Here is a 19,119-nt window from a genome sequence, read left to right on the forward strand (position 1 = left end):
AAGAATTCGGGGGGCTTGTTCAGCCGACGGCGAGTGACCGTGCCGCGCCATTGCGCCAGCGGGCCAGGTGTTCGTCGGCGTAGCGCCGCATGCAGCGCAGCACGGCGCTTTCGTGTTGCATGAGGAAGAAGTGGTGGCCGTCGAACATGTCCAGAGAAAAGCCGCTGGCGGCGTCGAGCTGCCAGTCGAGCAACTGGTCGGCGCGCACGCTGTCCTGCTTGCCGCCGAACACGTGGATCGGCATGCCCAGCGGTGCGCGCTCGCCGTAGGTGAAGCTGCCGCACAACAGGAAATCGGCGCGCAGGATCGGCAGCATCAACTGCATCAACTCGGGGTTGGCCAAGGCCTCTTCAGCGGTGCCCTGCAGTTCGCGCAGACGGGCGATCAGTTGTTCATCGGTCTTTTCGATGGCGTACTCGCTGACGTCGCGACGCGCCGGCCCGGCCGTTCCGGAAGCGAACAGGGCCAGCGGCGGCGGCACGTTGCGCGCACGCAACGCATGCGCCAATTCGAAGGCGAGCAGGCCGCCGAGGCTGTGACCGAACAAGGCATAGGGGCCGCTCAAGTCGTGGCTGATTTCGTCCGCGAGCTGGGCCGCCAAGGACTTGATATCGCGCTGCAAGGGCTCGTCCATGCGCATGCCACGCCCTGGCAATTCCAGCGGACACACCTGCAACCATTCAGGCAAGGCCCGGCGCCAGCGCGCGTAAACCATGGCGCTGGCGCCCGAATAGGGCAGGCAGAACAGGCGCAGTCGGGTCGGCGTACTCATCGAGTGACGACTCCAAACTGAAACACGCTGTATGCACGATAGAAACCCATTTCGCCCTCCTGCGGGTGCTGATCCTTGGCCGTATTGCTAACGGACCTGTCACCCAGAAGAACGGACGGCACCGGCAAATAATTAGTCGCCGGGTACGAGAGAGACGTGGTTCACACCTAACAAGAAAGCATAAGATTAGTTCGCCTTCTCATTTGACAATCATTATCATTCAGCATAATTTGTTGCCCGATGTGTAGGAGGCCTCAGCAAGGACGCCCTCCCCTAACCTCTTTTGCGACAAGGTGATTTCCATGACGGAACAAGTATCCACAGGCAGGTGCGACTCACCGCTTCTCCAGGCATTCGTCGATAATCGGCTGATTCTGGTGAAGATCGCGGCACGCATTACCGGCTGCCGCTCCCGTGCCGAAGACGTAGTGCAGGACGCCTACTTCCGGCTGCAGTCGGCACCGACGATCACGTCATCGTTCAAGGCTCAATTGAGTTATCTGTTCCAGATCGTGCGCAACCTGGCCATCGATCACTACCGCAAGCAGGCCCTGGAGCTCAAATACTCCGGGACGGAAGAGGAAGGCTTGAATGTGGTTATTCACGGCGCTTCACCGGAAACCTCGCACATCAACTTCAACACCCTGGAAAACATCGCCGACGCCCTGACGGAGCTGCCGCAACGCACGCGCTACGCGTTCGAGATGTACCGTTTGCACGGCGTGCCGCAAAAGGACATCGCCAAGGAACTCGGCGTGTCGCCGACCCTGGTGAACTTCATGATCCGGGATGCGCTGGTGCACTGCCGCAAGGTGTCGGGGAGCCATAGCGATACGTTTGCGCGGCGGGTTTGACAGACCGCTGTAGGAAATGTGGGAGCAAGCCCGCTCCCACACTCAGGGCACCGCTGTCACATCGATACGATACGGCTCGAAGATCTTCAGCATCTCGCCATCATCGCGCAAACGCTTGAGCAGCGCGGCAAACGCTTCCCCCGTAATCGGCGCTTTCGGGCGCAACAAGGCGAAGTGGTGATAGACCTGGTCAATGCGTTCCGACACCAGGAACTGCCCGGCCATATCCGCGTTGCGCACCATGAAGTCACTCAAGTACGAACGCGTCACCAGGGCGATGTCGGCACGCCCGCGCGCGACCATCAACAGGTTGCTGTCATGGGAGTAGGTCAACGTGGCATTGAAGTGCTCGGCCATGTACTTGGGGTCGGGGTTGAAGTTGGCGAAGGCGTAGTGATAACCGCTGAATACCGCCAGGCGTTTGCCGTTCAAGTCAGCGAAGTAAGCCTGATCACGGCCGGGCTCACGCTGGGCGACGAAGATTTCGGCGTCTTCCAGGCCCATGTCGACTGTCGTGTGGGAAATCTTCTGCCAGCCCCAGGCGGGGTTTTCGAAGATCGCCATATCGACTCGGCCCTGCTCGAAATCGCGGAAGCGTCGAGGGATAGAGGTGGGCACCAACACAAATTGGTAGTCGGTCTGCGAGGCGTTCAGGGCCTCGACCAGTTGTGGCAGCAACCCGGTGTCTGCGCCCTGCTCCGGGCGCACGGTGTAGGGTGGAAAGTGCGCCGCACCGATGCGCACCAACTGCGCAGCCGAGGCTGGCATCCACCACGCGGTGCCCAGTGCCCAAAAGGTAAGTCCTGCAGCCAGCCGCCATGGCGAAAACATCAAGGCACACACCGTTCAAAAACACTAATGGCAATAAGCTAGGCGTTTTTGTCTGGCGAGACAACTTTCTACCGGCAAATTAATAGCTTGCACTTCAATCGGTCTTCAAAACCATCAACAAGGCTTCTTCAGCCAGCTGTTCGAGGGTCATGCTGCCTTCTGCGCGGAACCAGGTGGTCGTCCACGACAACGCCCCGGTCAGAAAACGTCGGGTGATAAATACATCGCCCTTGATGTAACCGGCGTCCTTGGCCTCGCCCAGCACCTGCAGCCACAGCGCCTCATACACGTCACGCAGGGCCAGCACCTGGGCCTGGCCGTCGGCCGACAACGAGCGCCATTCGTACACCAGCACCGCCATCGCCTCGCCGCTGCCGCCCATGATCGACTGCAATTCGCAGCGGATCAGCGCCAGCACCCGCTCGCGTACGTTGGTGGTTTCCTCAAGGGACGCGCGCATCATCGCGGTGTTGTAGTGGATGGTTTCTTCCATCACTGCACGCAGGATCTCGTCCTTGCTCTTGAAGTGGTGAAAGATACTGCCGGACTGAATGCCCACAGCACTGGCCAGGTCACGCACGGTCGTGCGCTCGAAGCCTTTGTTGCGAAACAAGTGGGCCGCCGTCTGCAGCAGCTTGCCCCGGGCGCTGTCGGGGTCGGTCAATTGGCCGCCGTCGACCATGGTGCGCATCACCCGCTGGGCTTTATGCTCATCCATGCCTCTCTCCTCTACTTCCACGGACGTCTTGGCCGGCAATTTAGGCCGTGGCGGCCACCCAAGCAAGCGCTTGGCTAAAACTTGTGACTGGAGTTTACAAACCAAGCGCTTGCTTGGTAGTCTCGCCCACAGCCATTCGAGGAAGGATTTCTCATGAGCAAGACGGTTCGTATCGGCTGTGCCAGCGCCTTCTGGGGCGACACCTGCACCGCCGCCGCCCAGCTAGTGAACGGCGGCACGCTGGATTACCTGGTGTTCGACTACTTGGCGGAAGTCACGATGTCGATCCTCGCTGGCGCGCGCATGAAGGATCCCCAAGCGGGCTACGCCACGGATTTTGTCGACGTGCTCACGCCGTTGCTGGCGGATATCCAACGCCAGGGCATTCGCGTGATCAGCAATGCTGGCGGCATCCATCCACAAGCCTGTGCCGCCGCCCTGCAAGCGGCGTGCGACAAAGCCGGTGTCGAACTCAAAATCGCCGTGCTGTTGGGCGATGACCTGCTTCCCCAGCTCAAGCCACTGCACGGCATTACGGACATGTTCAACGGCACACCCTTGCCGCCCGTGTGCGTGTCCGCCAATGCTTACCTCGGCGCACCGGGCATCACCCAAGCACTGGCTCTGGGCGCGGATGTCGTCATCACCGGCCGCGGGGTCGACAGCGCCGTGGTCAGCGCGGCGCTGGTGCATGAGTTCGACTGGTCCTGGCAGGACTACGACCGCCTCGCCCAGGCCGCATTGGCCGGGCATATCATCGAATGCGGCGCGCAGTGCACCGGTGGTAATTTCACCGATTGGCGCGACGTGCCGGACTACGCACACATCGGTTTTCCCATCGTTGAAGTCAGCGCCGACGGCCAATTCACCGTCAGTAAGGTCGACGGCACCGGTGGGTTGATCAGCGAACTCAGCGTCGCCGAACAGTTGCTATATGAAATCGGCGACCCGCGCGCCTATCTGCTGCCGGATGTGATCTGCGACTTCAGCCATGTCAAATTGCAGCAGCAGGGCAAAAACTGCGTGCGCCTGCACGGCGCCAAGGGGTTGCCGCCCAGCGATCAGTACAAGGTCAGCGCGACCTACCCGGACGGTTTCCGCTGCACCGCCAGTTGCCTGATCGCCGGAATCGAGGCGGTGGCCAAGGCCGAGCGGGTCAGCCAGGCAATCATCGACAAGACCTCGGAGCTGTTCAGCCAACGCGGCTGGGCGCCGTACACCGAGGTGAATATCGAACTGCTCGGCAGTGAAGCGACCTATGGCACTCACGCAAGGCGCCAGGACTGCCGTGAAGTGGTGGTGAAACTGGCGGTGCGTCACCCGAATAAACAGGCGCTGGTGCTGTTCGCCCGTGAGATTGCCCAAGCTGCCACTGGCATGGCGCCGGGCCTGACCGGCATAGTCGGCGGACGACCGACCGTGTACCCGTTGATCCGGCTGTTTTCATTCCTGATCGATAAATCCGCCTGCGAGCTGCTGATCGACTTTCAAGGGGAACGCCACGCCTGCACCCTGCCGGTTGCCGACGCCCCCGCCCTGCCCGAAGCACCGATTGACCCACCCAAGCCACAAGGCCGCGCCGACGCCAGCGTACCGCTGGTGAAACTGGCCGTGGCGCGCTCCGGCGACAAGGGCAACCACAGCAATATCGGCGTGATCGCCCGCGATCCCGAGTACTTGCCGTGGATCGCCGAAGCGCTGACCCCGGAAGTGATCGTCGACTGGATGGGCCACGTGTTGGACCCCGTGCACGGTCGCGTCGAGCGCTGGTATTTGCCCGGCAGCCACAGCCTCAACTTCCTGCTGGAAAACGCCCTGGGCGGCGGCGGTATCGCCAGCCTGCGCATCGACCCGCAGGGCAAGGCCTTCGCCCAGCAACTGCTGGAAATCCCTATCGCCGTGCCGCAACAGATCGCAGATTTTCTCAAATAACAGGAGCGTTGCCGTGGCCTTCGACTCGATCTTCAAAGCCGACCTGTTTCAGGGTCACACCGTGATTGTTACCGGCGGTGGCAGTGGTATTGGCCGCTGTACCGCCCATGAACTGGCGGCCCTGGGTGCCCAGGTGATCCTGGTGGGGCGCAAGCCGGAAAAGTTGGAGAGGGTCGCGGCGGAAATTGCCGAAGATGGCGGCGTTGCGCAGTGGGGCGCTTGCGATATTCGCGACGAAATCAGCGTCACCACACTGGTCAGCCACCTCATTCAACAGTACGGCCCGATCCACGGCCTGGTTAACAACGCCGGAGGGCAATACCCGTCACCGCTGGCTTCAATCAACCAGAAAGGCTTTGAAACCGTAGTCCGCACCAACCTCGTCGGCGGCTTCCTGATGGCCCGCGAAGTGTTCAACCAATCCATGAGCAAACACGGCGGCGCCATCGTCAACATGCTCGCGGACATGTGGGGTGGCATGCCCGGCATGGGTCACTCGGGTGCCGCGCGCGCCGGCATGGACAACTTCACCAAGACCGCCGCCTTCGAATGGGGCTACGCCGGGGTAAGGGTCAACGCCGTTGCGCCGGGCTGGATCGCCTCCAGCGGCATGGACACCTATGAAGGCGCGTTCAAGGCGGTGATCCCGACGTTGCGCGAACACGTGCCGCTCAAGCGTATCGGCACCGAATCGGAAGTCAGCGCGGCCATCGTGTTCCTGCTCAGCCCCGCCGCCGCGTTTATCAGCGGCAGCACCTTGCGCATCGACGGCGCGGCCAGCCTGGGCAGCCGCGCCTGGCCGTTGCACAAGGCGCAGGCACCGAACGAGCCCTTCAATGGCTTTCATCGTGCCTACCTGCCGGATGTGCTCAAGGCGGAGAAATAAACCATGCCGGTGATTGAATCCCTGATCGACGCCCACAGCGCCCAGTTCGCGCAAAACCGCGCGGCCATGCTCGCGACCATCGCCCAACTTCATCAGTTGGAATCCAACCTGCTCGCCAAGGCTCAGGAAGCCAAGCCCAAGTTCGACAAACGCGGCCAACTACTACCCCGCGAGCGCCTCAACCTGCTGCTGGACCCCGGTGCGCCGTTCCTGGAACTGGCCAGCCTGGCCGGCTACAAGCTGCACGATGACAAGGACGGCAGCGCCGCCGGCGGTGGGTTGATCGCCGGCATCGGCTACGTCAGCGGCGTGCGCATGCTGGTGGTGGCCAATAACAGCGCGATCAAGGGCGGCACCATTTCCCCCACCGGCCTGAAGAAGTCCCTGCGCCTGCAACAGATCGCCATGGAGAACAAACTGCCGGTGGTGACCCTGGCCGAAAGCGGCGGCGCCAACCTCAACTACGCCGCAGAGATTTTCGTGGAGGGCGCGCGCAGCTTTGCCAACCAGGCACGCATGTCGGCCATGGGCTTGCCGCAGATCACTGTGGTACACGGCTCGGCCACGGCCGGCGGCGCCTATCAGCCTGGGCTGTCGGATTACGTGGTGGTTGTGCGCGGGCGGGCCAAGCTGTTCCTCGCCGGACCGCCGCTGCTCAAAGCCGCAACGGGTGAAGTAGCGACGGATGAAGAACTCGGGGGCGCCGAGATGCACGCGCAAATCGCCGGCACCGCCGAATACCTGGCGGAAAACGACGCTGATGGCGTGCGGATCGCGCGGGAGATCGTCGGCCTGTTGCCCTGGAATGATCGCCTGCCCGCAGTGCCCAAACGTCCCTATAAGGAACCGCTGTACCCCATTGAAGAACTGCTGGGCCTGATCCCCGACGACCCGAAAAAACCCTACGACGTCCGCGAAATCCTCGCGCGCCTGGCCGACGGCTCGCACTTTCTCGAATTCAAAGTCGAGTTCGATGCCCACACCGTCTGCGGCCACCTGCACATCCAGGGCCGCGCCGTCGGTGTGATCGGCAACAACGGCCCGATCACACCCAAGGGCGCGAGCAAGGCCGCGCAATTTATCCAGCTGTGCGACCAGAGCCGCACGCCGTTGCTGTTCCTGCACAACACCACCGGTTTCATGGTCGGCACTGAGTCGGAGCAGCAAGGGGTGATCAAGCACGGCGCGAAGATGATCCAGGCTGTGGCCAATGCACGGGTGCCTAAACTGACGATAGTGGTGGGCGGTTCTTATGGCGCCGGCAACTATGCGATGTGCGGCCGGGGGCTCGACCCGCGCTTCATTTTCGCCTGGCCCAACAGCCGCACGGCGGTGATGGGCGGCGCGCAGGCGGGCAAGGTGCTGCGCATTGTCACCGAGGCCAAGCAATTGAAAGAGGGCCTGGTGCCGGACCCCAAGGTGCTGGACATGCTGGAACAGGTCACCGCGCAGAAGCTCGACAGCCAGTCCACTGCGCTCTACGGCAGCGCGAACCTATGGGATGACGGACTGATTGATCCACGGGATACGCGAACCTTGCTGGGCTTTCTGCTGGATATCTGCCATGAGGCCGAGGTGCGTGAGTTGCAAGCCAATACCTTCGGTGTAGCACGCCTCTAAATTTCGCCCGAGACGCTCCGCGTCGCGATAAGGAGAACAATAAAAATGATCTTTACCCAGGAACACCAGGAATTGCGCCGCACCGTCCGCGCCTTCGTCGACCGCGAGATCAACCCCCATGTGGACGAATGGGAAAAGGCCGGGCGCTTTCCCATCCACGAGATCTTCCGTAAGGCCGGCGACCTCGGCCTGCTGGGCATTTCCAAGCCGGAGCAATTCGGTGGAATGGGCCTGGACTACAGCTACTCCATCGTCGCCGCCGAAGAGTTCGGCACCATCCGCTGTGGCGGCATCCCCATGTCCATCGGCGTGCAGACCGACATGTGCACCCCCGCCCTCGCCCGCTTCGGCAGCGATGAACTGCGCGACGAATTCCTGCGCCCGGCGATCAGCGGCGAGCAGGTCGGCTGCATTGGCGTCTCGGAAACCGGCGCCGGCTCCGACGTGGCCGGGCTCAAGACCCACGCGCGCAAAGACGGTGACGACTACGTGATCAACGGCAGCAAAATGTGGATCACCAACTCGCCCAGCGCCGACTTCATCTGCCTGCTGGCCAACACCTCCGACGACAAACCGCACATCAACAAATCGCTGATCATGGTGCCGATGAACACCCCCGGCATCAGCGTCAGCCCGCCCCTGGAAAAGCTCGGCATGCACAGCTCCGAGACTGCCCAGGTGTTCTTCGACGGCGTGCGCGTGCCCCAACGTAACCGCATCGGCCACGAAGGCGCGGGGTTCATGATGCAGATGCTGCAGTTCCAAGAAGAACGCCTGTTTGGCGCGGCCAACATGATCAAGGGCCTGGAGCACTGTATCGACAGCACCATCGAATACTGCAAAGAGCGCCAGACCTTCGGCAAGGCGCTGATCGACAACCAGGTGATCCACTTTCGCCTGGCCGAACTCGCCACCGAAATCGAATGCCTGCGCGCGTTGGTCTACCAGGCCACCGAGCAATACATCAAAGGCCAGGACGTGACCCGCCTGGCCTCCATGGCCAAGCTCAAGGCCGGGCGCCTGGGCCGCGAAGTCAGCGACAGTTGCCTGCAATACTGGGGTGGCATGGGCTTCATGTGGGACAACCCCGTGGCCCGCGCCTATCGCGATGTGCGCCTGGTGTCGATCGGCGGCGGCGCCGACGAAATCATGCTGGGCATCATCTGCAAACTGATGGGCACCTTGCCGGGGAAAAAATCATGAACCCCCTGCTGCTCGAACCGCACAACGGTGTGCTGCACATCACCCTAAACCGCCCGGAATGCCGCAATGCGATGAGCCTGGAAATGGTCAATGAACTGCGCAGCGTGCTGGCGCAGCTGGACAGCCAGACGCGGGCCGTGGTGATCAGCGGCGCGGGCGAGCACTTTTGCGCCGGGGCGGACGTGAAAGACCTGGTCACGGCGGGCAATCAACTCCAGGCGCTGAACCGGGCGTTTGGCACCTTGCTGCAGGCAGTGGAAGCCGTGCCGCAAGTGGTGATCGTGGTGCTGCAAGGCGCGGTGCTGGGCGGCGGTTTTGGCCTGGCGTGCGTGAGCGATATCGCCATCGCCGATCACCAAGCGCAATTCGGCCTGCCGGAAACCAGCCTGGGCTTGTTGCCGGCGCAGATTGCCCCGTTTGTGGTCAAGCGAATTGGCCTGACCCAGGCACGCCGCTTGGCACTGACCGCCGCGCGCTTTGATGGCGTAGAGGCCGAGCGACTGGGGGTCGTGCACTTTACCGAGCGCGATCCGCAGGCGCTGGCAGAACGATTGGATGCAGTGTTGAGCCAGGTACTGAAGTGTGCGCCAGGCGCCAATGCACGGACCAAAGCGCTGCTGCTCGCGAGTGTGGATGAACCGCTTGAGGCAGTACTGGATCGAGGAGCGCAGTGGTTTGCCGAGGCCGTGAGGAGTGAGGAAGGGATTGAGGGGACGCAGGCGTTTGTGCAGAAGCGGAAACCGAAGTGGTGCAGATGACGCCTTCGCGGGCAAGCCCGCTCCCACATTTGGACCGAGTACGGCACGTACAAACCGGTCGGCTCTAAGGCCGCCGCGCTTTTGATTTTGATCTTGGGCGCCCCGTCAAACACGCTGGCCGAACGCAGGCTTGAATCCGTGGGTAACCCGCTGTAAGAGCGGAACCGCCAGCAGCCGTTACCGCAGAAATGGATATGTACCCGAGGACCGCAGCAATGCCGCAGCTAACAAAAATCCTGATCGCCAACCGCGGCGAAATCGCCTGCCGCATCCAACGCACCGCCCAGGCCTTGGGCTATCGCACTGTGGCCATCTACAGCGACGCCGACGCTCAGGCCCTGCATGTGCAAATGGCCGACGAAGCCGTCCACATCGGCCCTGCCCCCGTCCACCAGTCATACCTCAACATCGAAGCCATCCTCAACGCCGCCAAACGAACAGGCGCCGACGCCATCCACCCCGGCTACGGCTTCCTCTCCGAAAACCCCGACTTCGCCCGCGCCTGCCAACACGCCGGCCTCACCTTCATCGGCCCCAGCGTTGAAGCCATCGAACTGATGGGCAGCAAACGCCTGTCCAAACTCGCCATGCTCGAAGCCGGCGTCCCCTGCATCGCCGGCTACCAAGGCAGCGCCCAGGACGACACCACCCTGCAACAGGAAGCCGACCGCATCGGCTACCCCCTGATGATCAAGGCCAGCGCCGGCGGCGGCGGTCGCGGCATGCGCCTCGTACACCAATCGAAAGACCTGCTGGACAACCTGCACACCGCCCGCTCGGAAGCCAAAAACGCCTTCGGCAGCGACGAACTGATCCTCGAACACGCTTTGATCGACCCGCGCCACGTCGAAATCCAGCTGTTCGGCGACAGCCACGGCCACCTCATTTACCTCGGTGAGCGCGACTGCTCGATCCAGCGCCGCCACCAGAAAGTCATCGAAGAAGCCCCCTGCCCTGTCATGACGCCCGAGCTGCGCCAAGCCATGGGCGAAGCTGCTTTGAAGGCCGGACGTGCGGTGAACTACGTCGGCGCCGGCACCGTGGAGTTCCTGCTCGACCGCCACGGTCGGTTCTACTTCCTGGAAATGAACACGCGCCTGCAAGTGGAACACCCGGTGACCGAACTGATCACCGGCCTCGACCTGGTGGACTGGCAACTGCAGATCGCCGCCGGCCAACCGCTGCCGTTGACGCAGGCCGACGTCACCCTCAGCGGCCACGCCATGGAAGTGCGCTTGTACGCGGAAGACCCGACCCAAGGCTTCCTGCCGCAAACCGGCGATGTATTGCGCTGGGACCCAGCCACTGGCGTGCGTATCGACCATGGCGTGATGGAAGGCCAACGCATCAGCCCGTTCTACGACCCGATGCTGGGCAAGATCATCGCCCATGGCGCCACCCGCGAAGAGGCGCGACGCAAATTGCTCCGGGCAGTGGAAGACACGGTGCTGCTGGGGGTCGCGACCAACCAGCTGCTGCTGGTGGATTTGCTCAAGCATCCGGACTTTGTCGGCGGCGATTTCAGTACCGGGTTTATCGCTGAGCACTTCCGCGAAATCCCGCCCCTGAAGCCATCAACAGAACAGCTGGCCCTGGCCGCCGCGCTGTTTTACCAGCACAGTGCCAACCAGCACCCCCAAGGCCTGGCGGGATGGCGCAACAACGCCAGCGCGCCTTGCACCTATCGCCTGGAGGTCAACGGGAACATCCATACCGTCAGTGCTGAGCCACTGCAACTCACTACCGACGGTCGCCACGTCACCCTGGTATTCAACGGCATCCGGCGCCGCATGGCCTATCACCTCGACGCCAATCAGTTGTGGCTGCCCGGCCTCAAGGTGATCAACCGCACCCAGCAAGTCGCCAGCCGCCAGGCCGACGCCAGCAGCGGCACGGTCAAGGCGCCGATGGACGGTGCAATCGTCGATGTGCGGGTCAGCGTCGGCGACAGCGTGACCAAAGGCCAATTGCTGCTGGTACTCGAAGCCATGAAAATGGAGCATCCGCTGACGGCCGGTATCGACGGTGTGATCAAGGGCGTGCAAGTGATTGCCGGTGATCAGGTGCGCAATCGTCAGGTTCTGCTGGAGATCGTCTAGCCCCTAGGCGGAACTACAGGGCCGGGCTACGCTCTATCCCCAACAGAAAGGGAAGAGTACGGGAACCTGCACGATGCCTCATTGGCTGATTATTGACCTTGAAGCCACAACGGATGAAGGCGGCTGGCCCGTGACGGAGATGGAAGTCATCGAGATCGGCGCGAGCCTGGTCAACCGCCAGGGCCGCGAGCTGGACCACTTCCAGCGCTTTGTGCGGCCGCTGCGCCGGCCATTGCTGACGCCCTTTTGCCGCCAACTGACCCACATCACCCAGGCCAATATCGATAACGCGGCGCCGATTACCGAGGTGTGGCCGCTGTTCGAGCGCTGGCTGGGCCAGCATCAGCCGCGCCTGGAAGGCTGGGCCAGCTGGGGCGATTACGATCGCAAGCAACTGGAACTGGAATGGCAACGCCATGGCCTGGCCAGCGCACTCGCCACCACGCCCCATGTGAACCTCAAGCAACGCTTCGCCAAGGCCCGCCGCCTGGACAAGCCCCTGGGGCTCAATGGCGCCCTGCAATTGGCGGGGATGCAGTTTCATGGCCAGCAACATCGGGCGCTGGAGGATGCACGCAATACGGCGCGCCTGCTGCCGCTGATTTTGCCGGTCTAGGCAGCTCCTCTGCCCTTGGGCATACTGGCCGACCTTTCCAGACCCTTTTCCGAGGAATCGCCCATGTTTAAAGTCAACGAGTACTTCGACGGCACCGTCAAGTCGATCGCTTTCGGCACCGCAGAAGGTCCGGCGACCATCGGCGTCATGGCCCCCGGCGAATACGAATTCGGCACCGCCCAACGTGAAATCATGCACGTGGTGTCCGGCGCGCTGACCGTCAAACTGCCGGATGCCAGCGAGTGGGAAACCTTCGCCGCCGGCAGCCAGTTCAACGTGCCGGCCAACAGCAAGTTCCAGCTGAAAGTCGCCGTGGACACTGCTTACCTGTGCGAATACCGCGGCTAAGGCTTTCCCGGAAGCAAAAAAATGCCCGTCTCACAAGCGACGGGCATTTTTTATGCGTGAGGAAAACTACTCCAGGAACGTCACCGGCATCCCGACTTCCAACCGCCCAATGCCATCGTTGACCAGGTTCTGGCCGAAAATCGCACCGTCTTCGGTCTTGCGGTAAGCCTCCAGCGTGGCGAAGGGTTCGCGGTCGGCGCTGCGCTCGCCGGTTTGCGGGTCGATGGTGGTGAGGATGCAGCGCGAGCACGGCTTGACCGCACGGAACTCCACGTCGCCGATGCGCAGGCGTTTCCAGCCGTCTTCGGCGAAGGCTGCGCTGCCCTCGATGACGAGGTTGGGACGAAAGCGCAGCATGTCCATGGGGCGGCCGATGCGTTGGGAAAGATCGTCCAGCGACGCCTGGCCGATCACCAGCAGCGGATAACCGTCGGCAAACGCGACCTGATCGTCGTCCTTGCCGTAACCGGCCTGGGTGGTGCGGGCGCGTTCAACGGGGATTTGCACCAGGCGCGTCGGTTTGCCGATGAAGTCGCTGACCCAAGCGGCCGCCGCGTCGCCCGCGTCCGGTACGCGCAGAGTGTCACGCCAGATCGTCACACCCCGCAATTCGGCGTCGCTACCCGGCAGCGCCACGTCCAGCGCGGCGTAGCCCGGAGAACTCAATGTGAGGCCGCCGCTGCTGTTCCACAGCGCCGACAACTGACTCATCTTGGCCACGGCACGCTGCGTGAGGAAACGCCCGCTGGCTTCATCCACCAGCATCCAGCGTCGGTCCCCGTCCACCCCGAGCTTATCCAGGCCGACCTGCTGCAGGATTTCGGCCTTGCCGGACTTCAAGGGGTAACGGTACAACGCACTGAGACGAAGCATGGGCCTGCATTCCTGAGGGGCAAAGCCGTCACCCTAAGGTCAAGCGGGCGCTTCGTCCAGCATCAGACGCTGACGCACCACATCGACCAGCTTGTCGGGCTGGAATTTGGACAGGAAGTTGTCACAGCCGACCTTCTTCACCATCGAGTCGTTGAAGCTGCCGGACAACGAGGTGTGCAGCACTACATACAGGCCACGCAGGCGCGGGTCGTTGCGGATTTCGGTGGTGAGGCGGTAACCGTCCATCTCGGGCATTTCGGCGTCGGTGAAGATCATCAGCAGCTTATCGGTCATTACATGGCCGGCGTCAGCCCAGGCCTTGAGCATGTTCAGCGCCTTGAGGCCGTCACTGGCGATGTGCATCTTCACGCCCAGTTGGCCGAGGGTGTCGCGCAGTTGCGAGAGGGCCACATTGGAGTCGTCCACCAGCAGCACCTCACGGCCACGGGCGCGCTCCAGCACCGGGTCTTCGAGTTTTTCACGGGAGACCTTGGCGTTATACGGGACGATCTCGGCCAGGACTTTTTCCACGTCGATGATTTCCACCAACTGGTCGTCGACCTTGCTGATGGCCGTGAGGTAATGCTGGCGGCCGGCGCTGGTCGGCGGCGGCAGGATAGCTTCCCAGTTCATGTTGACGATGCGGTCCACACCGCCCACCAGGAACGCCTGCACCGAGCGGTTGTACTCGGTGACGATAATGGTGCTGTTAGGGCCCGGCACCAACGGGCGCATGCCGATGGCCTGCGACAGGTCGATCACCGGCAGAGTCTGGCCCCGCAGGTTGACCACGCCGCAGACGAAAGGATGGCGCTGCGGCATCAAGGTCAGCTTGGGCAGTTGCAGGACTTCCTGCACCTTGAACACGTTGATCGCGAACAGCTGACGCCCGAACAGGCGGAACATGAGGATCTCCAGGCGATTCTCACCCACCAGCTGCGTGCGTTGATCTACCGTGTCGAGAATGCCAGCCATTAAAAGCTCCTGATGCGCAAAGGGATTGTGCTGCTCACTTAAGGCTTGTTATCGGCGGCAAGCGCCAGACCTTGACCCTTGTAAAATGCCACGTAAATTCATTGATGTCACACTGACATCATGGTTTACTGCGCTGGCCTCTCCACAGAGCGGTACAGCGACGTTGCACGACATTCAATTCGATGCAAGGTTCCGCTATGTAAGGGATTCCCCTATGCACAATCAGGCCCAACCTGATATTCGCAATATCTAATAGCCATTAATGTGACGCCATTCTCAATGCATGAATGGAGTCAGGCTTTTGTTTGCCATCCCAAGCCCTCGGCCCACGGCCCTTCCAGACATCCAGATGTCGGCAATTGAAGGTGCGCAATTGACCCCGCCTACGAGGGCCGCGCAGAGCCGTTGCCGTCACTCTAATAAACGCCCTACTAAAAACTCGGAAGCAACCTACAGATTCCAGTCATATTTGATCGCTACTTTTAAGCCATTCACCCGGTGCGACATCTCATCACCCGACCTTATGTTGTGGAGACTTGCATGATGAACGACGGTAAGGAGTGGCAACTTGCTCTTCCCGAATTCCTGCATGAAGCTGAAAAGCTGCTGGTCAAGTCGGAAGAGTGCCTGAGCCACCTGCACTTGATCCGAAACGACAGTGACGCCATCGACTGCATGAAGATCAGCTTGATCAAGCTCGCTGAAAAGGCCGACTGCCTTGCCCTGCAAGCGATCAGCGAATTTTCACGGCATATCCAGTACCTGATCGCCAATGCCGAAAGCCCCCTGCAATTGCATGATCAAGCCTTGGACGCCCTGGAGGAGTGCCTCAAGTTGCTGGCCTGGCAGTTGGAATTGATTGATGTAAAGACAGGTCAGTTGGCACTGGATGAGGCGGAGCAGACCACGCTGATTGCTACGGTAACGCTGCATATTCCACAAAAGGATTTCAGTGTTAAACCACAGCAACGCATGCATCACGCGTCCTGAGTCGATCGCAGGTCGTATTTAAACCTGAAGTTGTCTGAAAACGACATAAGCTGTTAATCCAACCGAGTTGAACTGAGCCGACAAAGATATCAATTAGCCATTAACCGCAATAACGATACAACCAAACAAAAATAATATAACCCCCCCCACTCCATGAACTCTGGGAATACCGCCCGGAGCATTTGCGCAGTTAATACCCCTTGCCAGGCACGGCACTAGGCGACCAACGGTAACAGTGGTGGTACTATGCCCGACTCGAAGTGACTCAACTTCATCATGCATAAAAACGATTCGATAACGCATTCCAAACAGAGTCCTGTCAGCCGCCGTGACCGGACTTCCCGCAGCGAACCTTCATTGGCTCCATCCGCTATGTACGCCAACCTCAAGACACTCATCGCAAGGTCCGCGTCCCGCAGCAATGCACGCCGTCTGATCCTCGCCCTGTGCCTTGGCTCGCTGCTGCTGAGCCTGTGGGCCTACAGTTTCTCCGCCGCCTTGCCGCTGCTGGTGGTACTTAACCTGGCCACGCTGGTGGTGGTCGGCCTGCAACAGTGGCACTCGCGTAAATCCATCAAGTTCCAGCCCCAGGAACTGGCCGATCGCCTGCTGCAAGTGCAGGAAAACGAACGCCACCGCCTCAGCCGCGAATTGCATGACGATATTGGCCAACTGCTCACCGCCGCCAAGCTGCAAAGCGAATGGCTCAAGCGCCGCCTGCCCGAAGACCTGCAAAGCCAATGCACAGTACTGTGCAACACCCTGAATGAAACCCTGGCCAAGGTGCGTGACGTCTCCGCCATCCTCAACCCTCGCCAGCTGGCCAGCCTGGGTTTGGAAGCCAGCCTGCGCGCGCACCTGCTCAAGACCCTGGAAAACACCCCAATTCACTGGAGCCTGGAATGCCAGCAGCGGTTGACCGGCATCCCGGAAGAAATGGCCGTGGCGGCCTTTCGCATCACCCAGGAAGCGGTGACCAACATGCTTCGCCACGCCCAGGCGCGCAATCTGCTGGTACGCCTGCAACGCCTGCCCGAGGGCCTGTCGCTGAATATCTGCGATGACGGCCAGGGTTTTTCGCCGGCCATCAACCCGGGCCTGGAAGGCCAACGAGGCATGGCCGGCATGTCCGAGCGGATTGATCAGCTTGGCGGTTCGTTATCCGTCAAGAGCCAGCCAGGCAAAGGGACACGGATCGACGCGCTTTTCCCCTGGGCGCCCCGCGCCCTCGAACGGGCCAGTTCCCCTAAGGTTATCGAGTGACCTGCACATTACTCCTGGTGGATGACCATGCTCTGATCCGGGCCGGCGTACGCGCGCTGGTCCAGGACATTCCCGGCTACACGGTGGTCGGTGAGGCCAGCGATGGCATACAGTTGCTGGAGCAGTTCAGCGCCCTGCTGCCCGATATCGTGCTGTTGGACCTGTCGATGAAGCACACCGGCGGGCTGGATGCCCTGCAGCAACTCAAGCGCGCCTACCCCAAGAGCCGCGTGCTGATCCTGTCGATGCACACCGACCCGGAACTGATCATGTGCGCGCTGGAATCCGGCGCCCACGGCTACCTGCTCAAGGACACCACCGCCAACGAGCTGGAACACGCATTGCTGGCCCTGCGCAACAACGAGCGCTACCTGAGCCCGGCGATTGCCCACACGGTGATCAACCAGGCGCTGGTGCGCAGCCAGGGCCCCACCACCCCGGCCGGCCATAGCCATAACCTTACCGCGCGGCAGTTGGAGATTCTGCGGTTGATTGTGCGCGGCAAGTCCACCCGGGAAATCGCCCACGGCCTGGGCCTGAGCATCAAGACCGTGGAAGCGCACCGCTCGCAGATCATGAAGCGTTTGCAGATTTTCGACGTGGCGGGCCTGGTGTTATTTGCGGTGCGCGAGCAGATCATCAGCCTGGACGACTAACGGCGAATCCACCGGCAGGTGCACGCGCAGGGCCTTGGGCAGGGCTTCGAAGTGCAGGTCATCGCCCTCAAGAGGTTCGCCGTCCAAGTTGATGTACAGACCTTGCGCGACCTTGATATTCACCCATGGCAAGCGCGCCCGCACAAACATGGTGTCGAGGCCCCAGCCATTGCTCATCAACTCACGCAAGGTGCCGACCACCTCCTGAGGGGCGGGCAAGATGCTGACATCCAGCAGGCCGTCATCGGCCATGGCGCCTGGGCATAGTTCATGCCCACCGCCTGCCTGGCGACCGTTGCCGATGCCCAGGGCGAGCAACTCGCCTTTCCAATGGAAATCCGGGCCATCCAGCTCGGCGTAGGCGGCCTTTAACTCGCTGAACCGCGTCAACCCCGTGAACAAGTAGGCGGCGCCGCCCAGGACTTTCTTCAAGTCCTCGGAAGTGTTGGCGGTGACTTGGCTGCCGAAACCACCTGTCGCCATGTTGAGGAAGATCTGCCCCCCGACCTGACCGAGGTCGATCGCCCTTGGCGGCACGTCCACCAGCGCCAGGGCCTGGGCGGGCTCCAGCGGCACGCCAGCGGCCTTGGCGAAATCGTTCGCGGTGCCCAGGGGCATCAGCACCAGGCTGGCGTCGGTCTTGGCCTGGGCCATGGCTTCGGCCACATCGCGCAGGGTGCCGTCGCCGCCACCGGCGATGATATGGGTGTAGCCGCCGGCCAGGGCTTCGTTGACCAGGCGTTGGGCGTCTCCGCCTTCCCAGGTGACCCGCACCGCCAACTCGCCGCCCTGCTCGCGCCGTGCCTGCACGGCGGTGCGGACGTCCTCGTTGAGGGCTTGCTTGCCGTGGAGGATCAACAGGGCTTTGGGGGTGGTCATTGCGGGAATCTCCTGATTCAAGGGTGCTTGGAGGATGTGGACCTTGGGCGGGGAGAAAAAAGCCATTGGATGGGAAAAAAATTGGATGATTGAGTACATATTCGTTTTTTGGGTAACGGCGGGTATTGGTTCCGCCCTTACGGCGGGTCACTTTTGAAAAGAGCCCAAAAGTAACCAAAAGGCTCTTGCCCCAACACTCGGTACCTCGCCTAGGCTCGGTATGCCCGTAATCCGACAGTGATTCGGGGGGCCGCCGCCACGCGCCATCCATGGCGCGGGGCGGCTAAACCGGCATCCCTGCCGGTTTACCCCCCGAATCCCTGTCGAATTCCGGCCAGCGTGTTTGACGGGGCGCCTAAGATCAAGATCAAAAGCAAGAGCACAGCGGCCTGACAGCCGGCTTGAGTGGTGTGAAGCAAAGGCAAAGGCAAACGCGGTTCATTGTAGGAGCTGGCTTGCCGGCGATGGTCGTTAACGATGACGTGGGGTGTCTGGATGAACGCGGCGTTCTCACGTTTTTCGCCGGCAAGCCGGCTCCTACAGGGACCGCGTATCCACGATGCGAAGCGAGTCGCTCTTGATCTTGATTTTGATCTTAGGCGCCCCGTCAAACACGCTGGCCGAACGCAGGCTTTGGAGCGTGGGTAACCCGGCAGGACGCCGGGTTAGCCGCGCTGGGCCAAGGATGGCCCATCGCGGCGGCCCACGCTCCAAAGCCGGAGTGAGGGCACACCGAGCCTAAGCGAGGTGCCGAGTGTTGGGGCGAAGACCTTTTGCTTACTTTTGGGTCTTTCCAAAAGTGAGCCGCCGTAAGGGCGGAACCAATACCAGCCGTTACCGCAGCAA

General features: G+C 61.6%; 18 protein-coding genes. 12 read left to right on the plus strand and 6 right to left on the minus strand.

Going from position 1 to position 19,119, the window contains the following annotated elements; all coding sequences use genetic code 11:
• Window positions 1-19: 19 nt before the first annotated feature.
• Window positions 20-772: a thioesterase II family protein gene (locus tag ACP7C6_RS04410; protein WP_236318611.1), complete on the minus strand. Its 753-nt coding sequence runs from the start codon at window positions 770-772 to the stop codon at window positions 20-22.
• 302 nt (window positions 773-1,074) lie between these two features.
• Between ACP7C6_RS04410 and ACP7C6_RS04415 the strand changes: the two genes are divergently transcribed.
• Entirely contained in the window at window positions 1,075-1,626 is a 552-nt protein-coding gene (locus tag ACP7C6_RS04415) for an RNA polymerase factor sigma-70 (RefSeq protein WP_005789991.1), read from the plus strand.
• A 42-nt stretch (window positions 1,627-1,668) separates the two neighbouring features.
• On the opposite strand, the gene ACP7C6_RS04420 is transcribed toward ACP7C6_RS04415, so the two are convergent.
• On the minus strand, window positions 1,669-2,457 hold the full coding sequence (locus tag ACP7C6_RS04420; protein WP_073860026.1) for a substrate-binding periplasmic protein: 789 nt from the start codon (window positions 2,455-2,457) through the stop codon (window positions 1,669-1,671).
• Between the two features lie 94 nt (window positions 2,458-2,551).
• The gene (locus ACP7C6_RS04425; RefSeq protein ID WP_028617294.1) at window positions 2,552-3,175 is read right to left on the minus strand and encodes a TetR/AcrR family transcriptional regulator; all 624 of its coding nucleotides are present in this window, start codon (window positions 3,173-3,175) and stop codon (window positions 2,552-2,554) included.
• A 153-nt stretch (window positions 3,176-3,328) separates the two neighbouring features.
• On the opposite strand from ACP7C6_RS04425, the gene ACP7C6_RS04430 reads away from it, so the two are divergent.
• From ACP7C6_RS04430 to ACP7C6_RS04465, 8 genes are all read left to right on the plus strand, one after another.
• Window positions 3,329-5,107 carry an acyclic terpene utilization AtuA family protein gene (locus ACP7C6_RS04430; RefSeq protein ID WP_426108308.1) on the plus strand — a complete coding sequence of 593 codons (1,779 nt, stop codon included), beginning with the start codon at window positions 3,329-3,331 and terminating at the stop codon, window positions 5,105-5,107.
• Window positions 5,108-5,120: 13 nt separating this feature from the next.
• Window positions 5,121-5,993, plus strand: a complete 873-nt coding sequence (locus tag ACP7C6_RS04435) for an SDR family oxidoreductase (RefSeq protein WP_028617296.1) — start codon at window positions 5,121-5,123, stop codon at window positions 5,991-5,993.
• Between the two features lie 3 nt (window positions 5,994-5,996).
• Complete coding sequence (gene atuC / locus ACP7C6_RS04440; protein ID WP_353632306.1) at window positions 5,997-7,613, plus strand: geranyl-CoA carboxylase subunit beta; 1,617 nt, start codon at window positions 5,997-5,999, stop codon at window positions 7,611-7,613.
• A gap of 45 nt (window positions 7,614-7,658) precedes the next feature.
• On the plus strand, window positions 7,659-8,816 hold the full coding sequence (gene atuD / locus ACP7C6_RS04445) for a citronellyl-CoA dehydrogenase (RefSeq protein WP_016976328.1): 1,158 nt from the start codon (window positions 7,659-7,661) through the stop codon (window positions 8,814-8,816).
• Window positions 8,813-9,574, plus strand: coding sequence for an enoyl-CoA hydratase/isomerase family protein (locus tag ACP7C6_RS04450; RefSeq protein WP_353632305.1), 762 nt, complete (start codon window positions 8,813-8,815; stop codon window positions 9,572-9,574). The genes atuD and ACP7C6_RS04450 overlap by 4 nt, the downstream gene beginning before the upstream one ends.
• A gap of 215 nt (window positions 9,575-9,789) precedes the next feature.
• Window positions 9,790-11,673, plus strand: a complete 1,884-nt coding sequence (locus tag ACP7C6_RS04455; protein WP_353632304.1) for an acetyl/propionyl/methylcrotonyl-CoA carboxylase subunit alpha — start codon at window positions 9,790-9,792, stop codon at window positions 11,671-11,673.
• Between the two features lie 73 nt (window positions 11,674-11,746).
• Window positions 11,747-12,289, plus strand: a complete 543-nt coding sequence (locus tag ACP7C6_RS04460) for an exonuclease domain-containing protein (protein WP_236318607.1) — start codon at window positions 11,747-11,749, stop codon at window positions 12,287-12,289.
• Window positions 12,290-12,352: 63 nt separating this feature from the next.
• The gene (locus ACP7C6_RS04465; protein WP_010208796.1) at window positions 12,353-12,637 is read left to right on the plus strand and encodes a pyrimidine/purine nucleoside phosphorylase; all 285 of its coding nucleotides are present in this window, start codon (window positions 12,353-12,355) and stop codon (window positions 12,635-12,637) included.
• A 66-nt stretch (window positions 12,638-12,703) separates the two neighbouring features.
• On the opposite strand, the gene ACP7C6_RS04470 is transcribed toward ACP7C6_RS04465, so the two are convergent.
• Both ACP7C6_RS04470 and ACP7C6_RS04475 read right to left on the minus strand, forming a co-directional pair.
• Complete coding sequence (locus tag ACP7C6_RS04470) at window positions 12,704-13,510, minus strand: MOSC domain-containing protein (RefSeq protein WP_353632303.1); 807 nt, start codon at window positions 13,508-13,510, stop codon at window positions 12,704-12,706.
• A 39-nt stretch (window positions 13,511-13,549) separates the two neighbouring features.
• Window positions 13,550-14,485 (minus strand): chemotaxis protein CheV, encoded by a 936-nt coding sequence (locus tag ACP7C6_RS04475; protein ID WP_028617303.1) that lies wholly within the window; start codon window positions 14,483-14,485, stop codon window positions 13,550-13,552.
• Between the two features lie 540 nt (window positions 14,486-15,025).
• Between ACP7C6_RS04475 and ACP7C6_RS04480 the strand changes: the two genes are divergently transcribed.
• The 3 genes from ACP7C6_RS04480 to ACP7C6_RS04490 all read left to right on the plus strand — a co-directional run bounded on the left by ACP7C6_RS04480 (window position 15,026) and on the right by ACP7C6_RS04490 (window position 17,394).
• Window positions 15,026-15,475: a hypothetical protein gene (locus ACP7C6_RS04480; protein ID WP_028617304.1), complete on the plus strand. Its 450-nt coding sequence runs from the start codon at window positions 15,026-15,028 to the stop codon at window positions 15,473-15,475.
• A gap of 372 nt (window positions 15,476-15,847) precedes the next feature.
• Complete coding sequence (locus ACP7C6_RS04485; RefSeq protein ID WP_426108321.1) at window positions 15,848-16,738, plus strand: sensor histidine kinase; 891 nt, start codon at window positions 15,848-15,850, stop codon at window positions 16,736-16,738.
• Window positions 16,735-17,394: a response regulator transcription factor gene (locus tag ACP7C6_RS04490; RefSeq protein WP_028617306.1), complete on the plus strand. Its 660-nt coding sequence runs from the start codon at window positions 16,735-16,737 to the stop codon at window positions 17,392-17,394. Before ACP7C6_RS04485 ends, ACP7C6_RS04490 begins: the two co-directional genes overlap by 4 nt.
• Here ACP7C6_RS04490 and yegS read toward each other — a convergent pair.
• Window positions 17,353-18,273 carry a lipid kinase YegS gene (yegS, locus tag ACP7C6_RS04495; RefSeq protein WP_311893319.1) on the minus strand — a complete coding sequence of 307 codons (921 nt, stop codon included), beginning with the start codon at window positions 18,271-18,273 and terminating at the stop codon, window positions 17,353-17,355. The two genes, ACP7C6_RS04490 and yegS, sit on opposite strands and share 42 nt — an antisense overlap.
• Window positions 18,274-19,119 lie beyond the last annotated feature (846 nt).

Origin of the sequence: Pseudomonas sp. TWR1-1-4, assembly GCF_049897165.1 — a bacterium.
In the GTDB taxonomy this organism is placed as follows: Bacteria; Pseudomonadota; Gammaproteobacteria; order Pseudomonadales; family Pseudomonadaceae; genus Aquipseudomonas; species Aquipseudomonas canadensis.

Bases quoted from the DNA above. Each gene is read 5' to 3' on its own strand.
- ACP7C6_RS04450 (WP_353632305.1), top strand. From the start codon at position 8,813: ATGAACCCCCTGCTGCTCGAACCGCACAACGGTGTGCTGCACATCACC.
- ACP7C6_RS04460 (WP_236318607.1), top strand. From the start codon at position 11,747: ATGCCTCATTGGCTGATTATTGACCTTGAAGCCACAACGGATGAAGGC.
- ACP7C6_RS04415 (WP_005789991.1), top strand. From the start codon at position 1,075: ATGACGGAACAAGTATCCACAGGCAGGTGCGACTCACCGCTTCTCCAG.
- yegS (WP_311893319.1), bottom strand. From the start codon at position 18,273: ATGACCACCCCCAAAGCCCTGTTGATCCTCCACGGCAAGCAAGCCCTC.
- ACP7C6_RS04485 (WP_426108321.1), top strand. From the start codon at position 15,848: ATGTACGCCAACCTCAAGACACTCATCGCAAGGTCCGCGTCCCGCAGC.
- atuD (WP_016976328.1), top strand. From the start codon at position 7,659: ATGATCTTTACCCAGGAACACCAGGAATTGCGCCGCACCGTCCGCGCC.
- ACP7C6_RS04455 (WP_353632304.1), top strand. From the start codon at position 9,790: ATGCCGCAGCTAACAAAAATCCTGATCGCCAACCGCGGCGAAATCGCC.
- ACP7C6_RS04425 (WP_028617294.1), bottom strand. From the start codon at position 3,175: ATGGATGAGCATAAAGCCCAGCGGGTGATGCGCACCATGGTCGACGGC.
- ACP7C6_RS04465 (WP_010208796.1), top strand. From the start codon at position 12,353: ATGTTTAAAGTCAACGAGTACTTCGACGGCACCGTCAAGTCGATCGCT.
- ACP7C6_RS04410 (WP_236318611.1), bottom strand. From the start codon at position 772: ATGAGTACGCCGACCCGACTGCGCCTGTTCTGCCTGCCCTATTCGGGC.
- ACP7C6_RS04470 (WP_353632303.1), bottom strand. From the start codon at position 13,510: ATGCTTCGTCTCAGTGCGTTGTACCGTTACCCCTTGAAGTCCGGCAAG.
- ACP7C6_RS04430 (WP_426108308.1), top strand. From the start codon at position 3,329: ATGAGCAAGACGGTTCGTATCGGCTGTGCCAGCGCCTTCTGGGGCGAC.
- ACP7C6_RS04475 (WP_028617303.1), bottom strand. From the start codon at position 14,485: ATGGCTGGCATTCTCGACACGGTAGATCAACGCACGCAGCTGGTGGGT.
- ACP7C6_RS04480 (WP_028617304.1), top strand. From the start codon at position 15,026: ATGATGAACGACGGTAAGGAGTGGCAACTTGCTCTTCCCGAATTCCTG.
- ACP7C6_RS04420 (WP_073860026.1), bottom strand. From the start codon at position 2,457: ATGTTTTCGCCATGGCGGCTGGCTGCAGGACTTACCTTTTGGGCACTG.
- atuC (WP_353632306.1), top strand. From the start codon at position 5,997: ATGCCGGTGATTGAATCCCTGATCGACGCCCACAGCGCCCAGTTCGCG.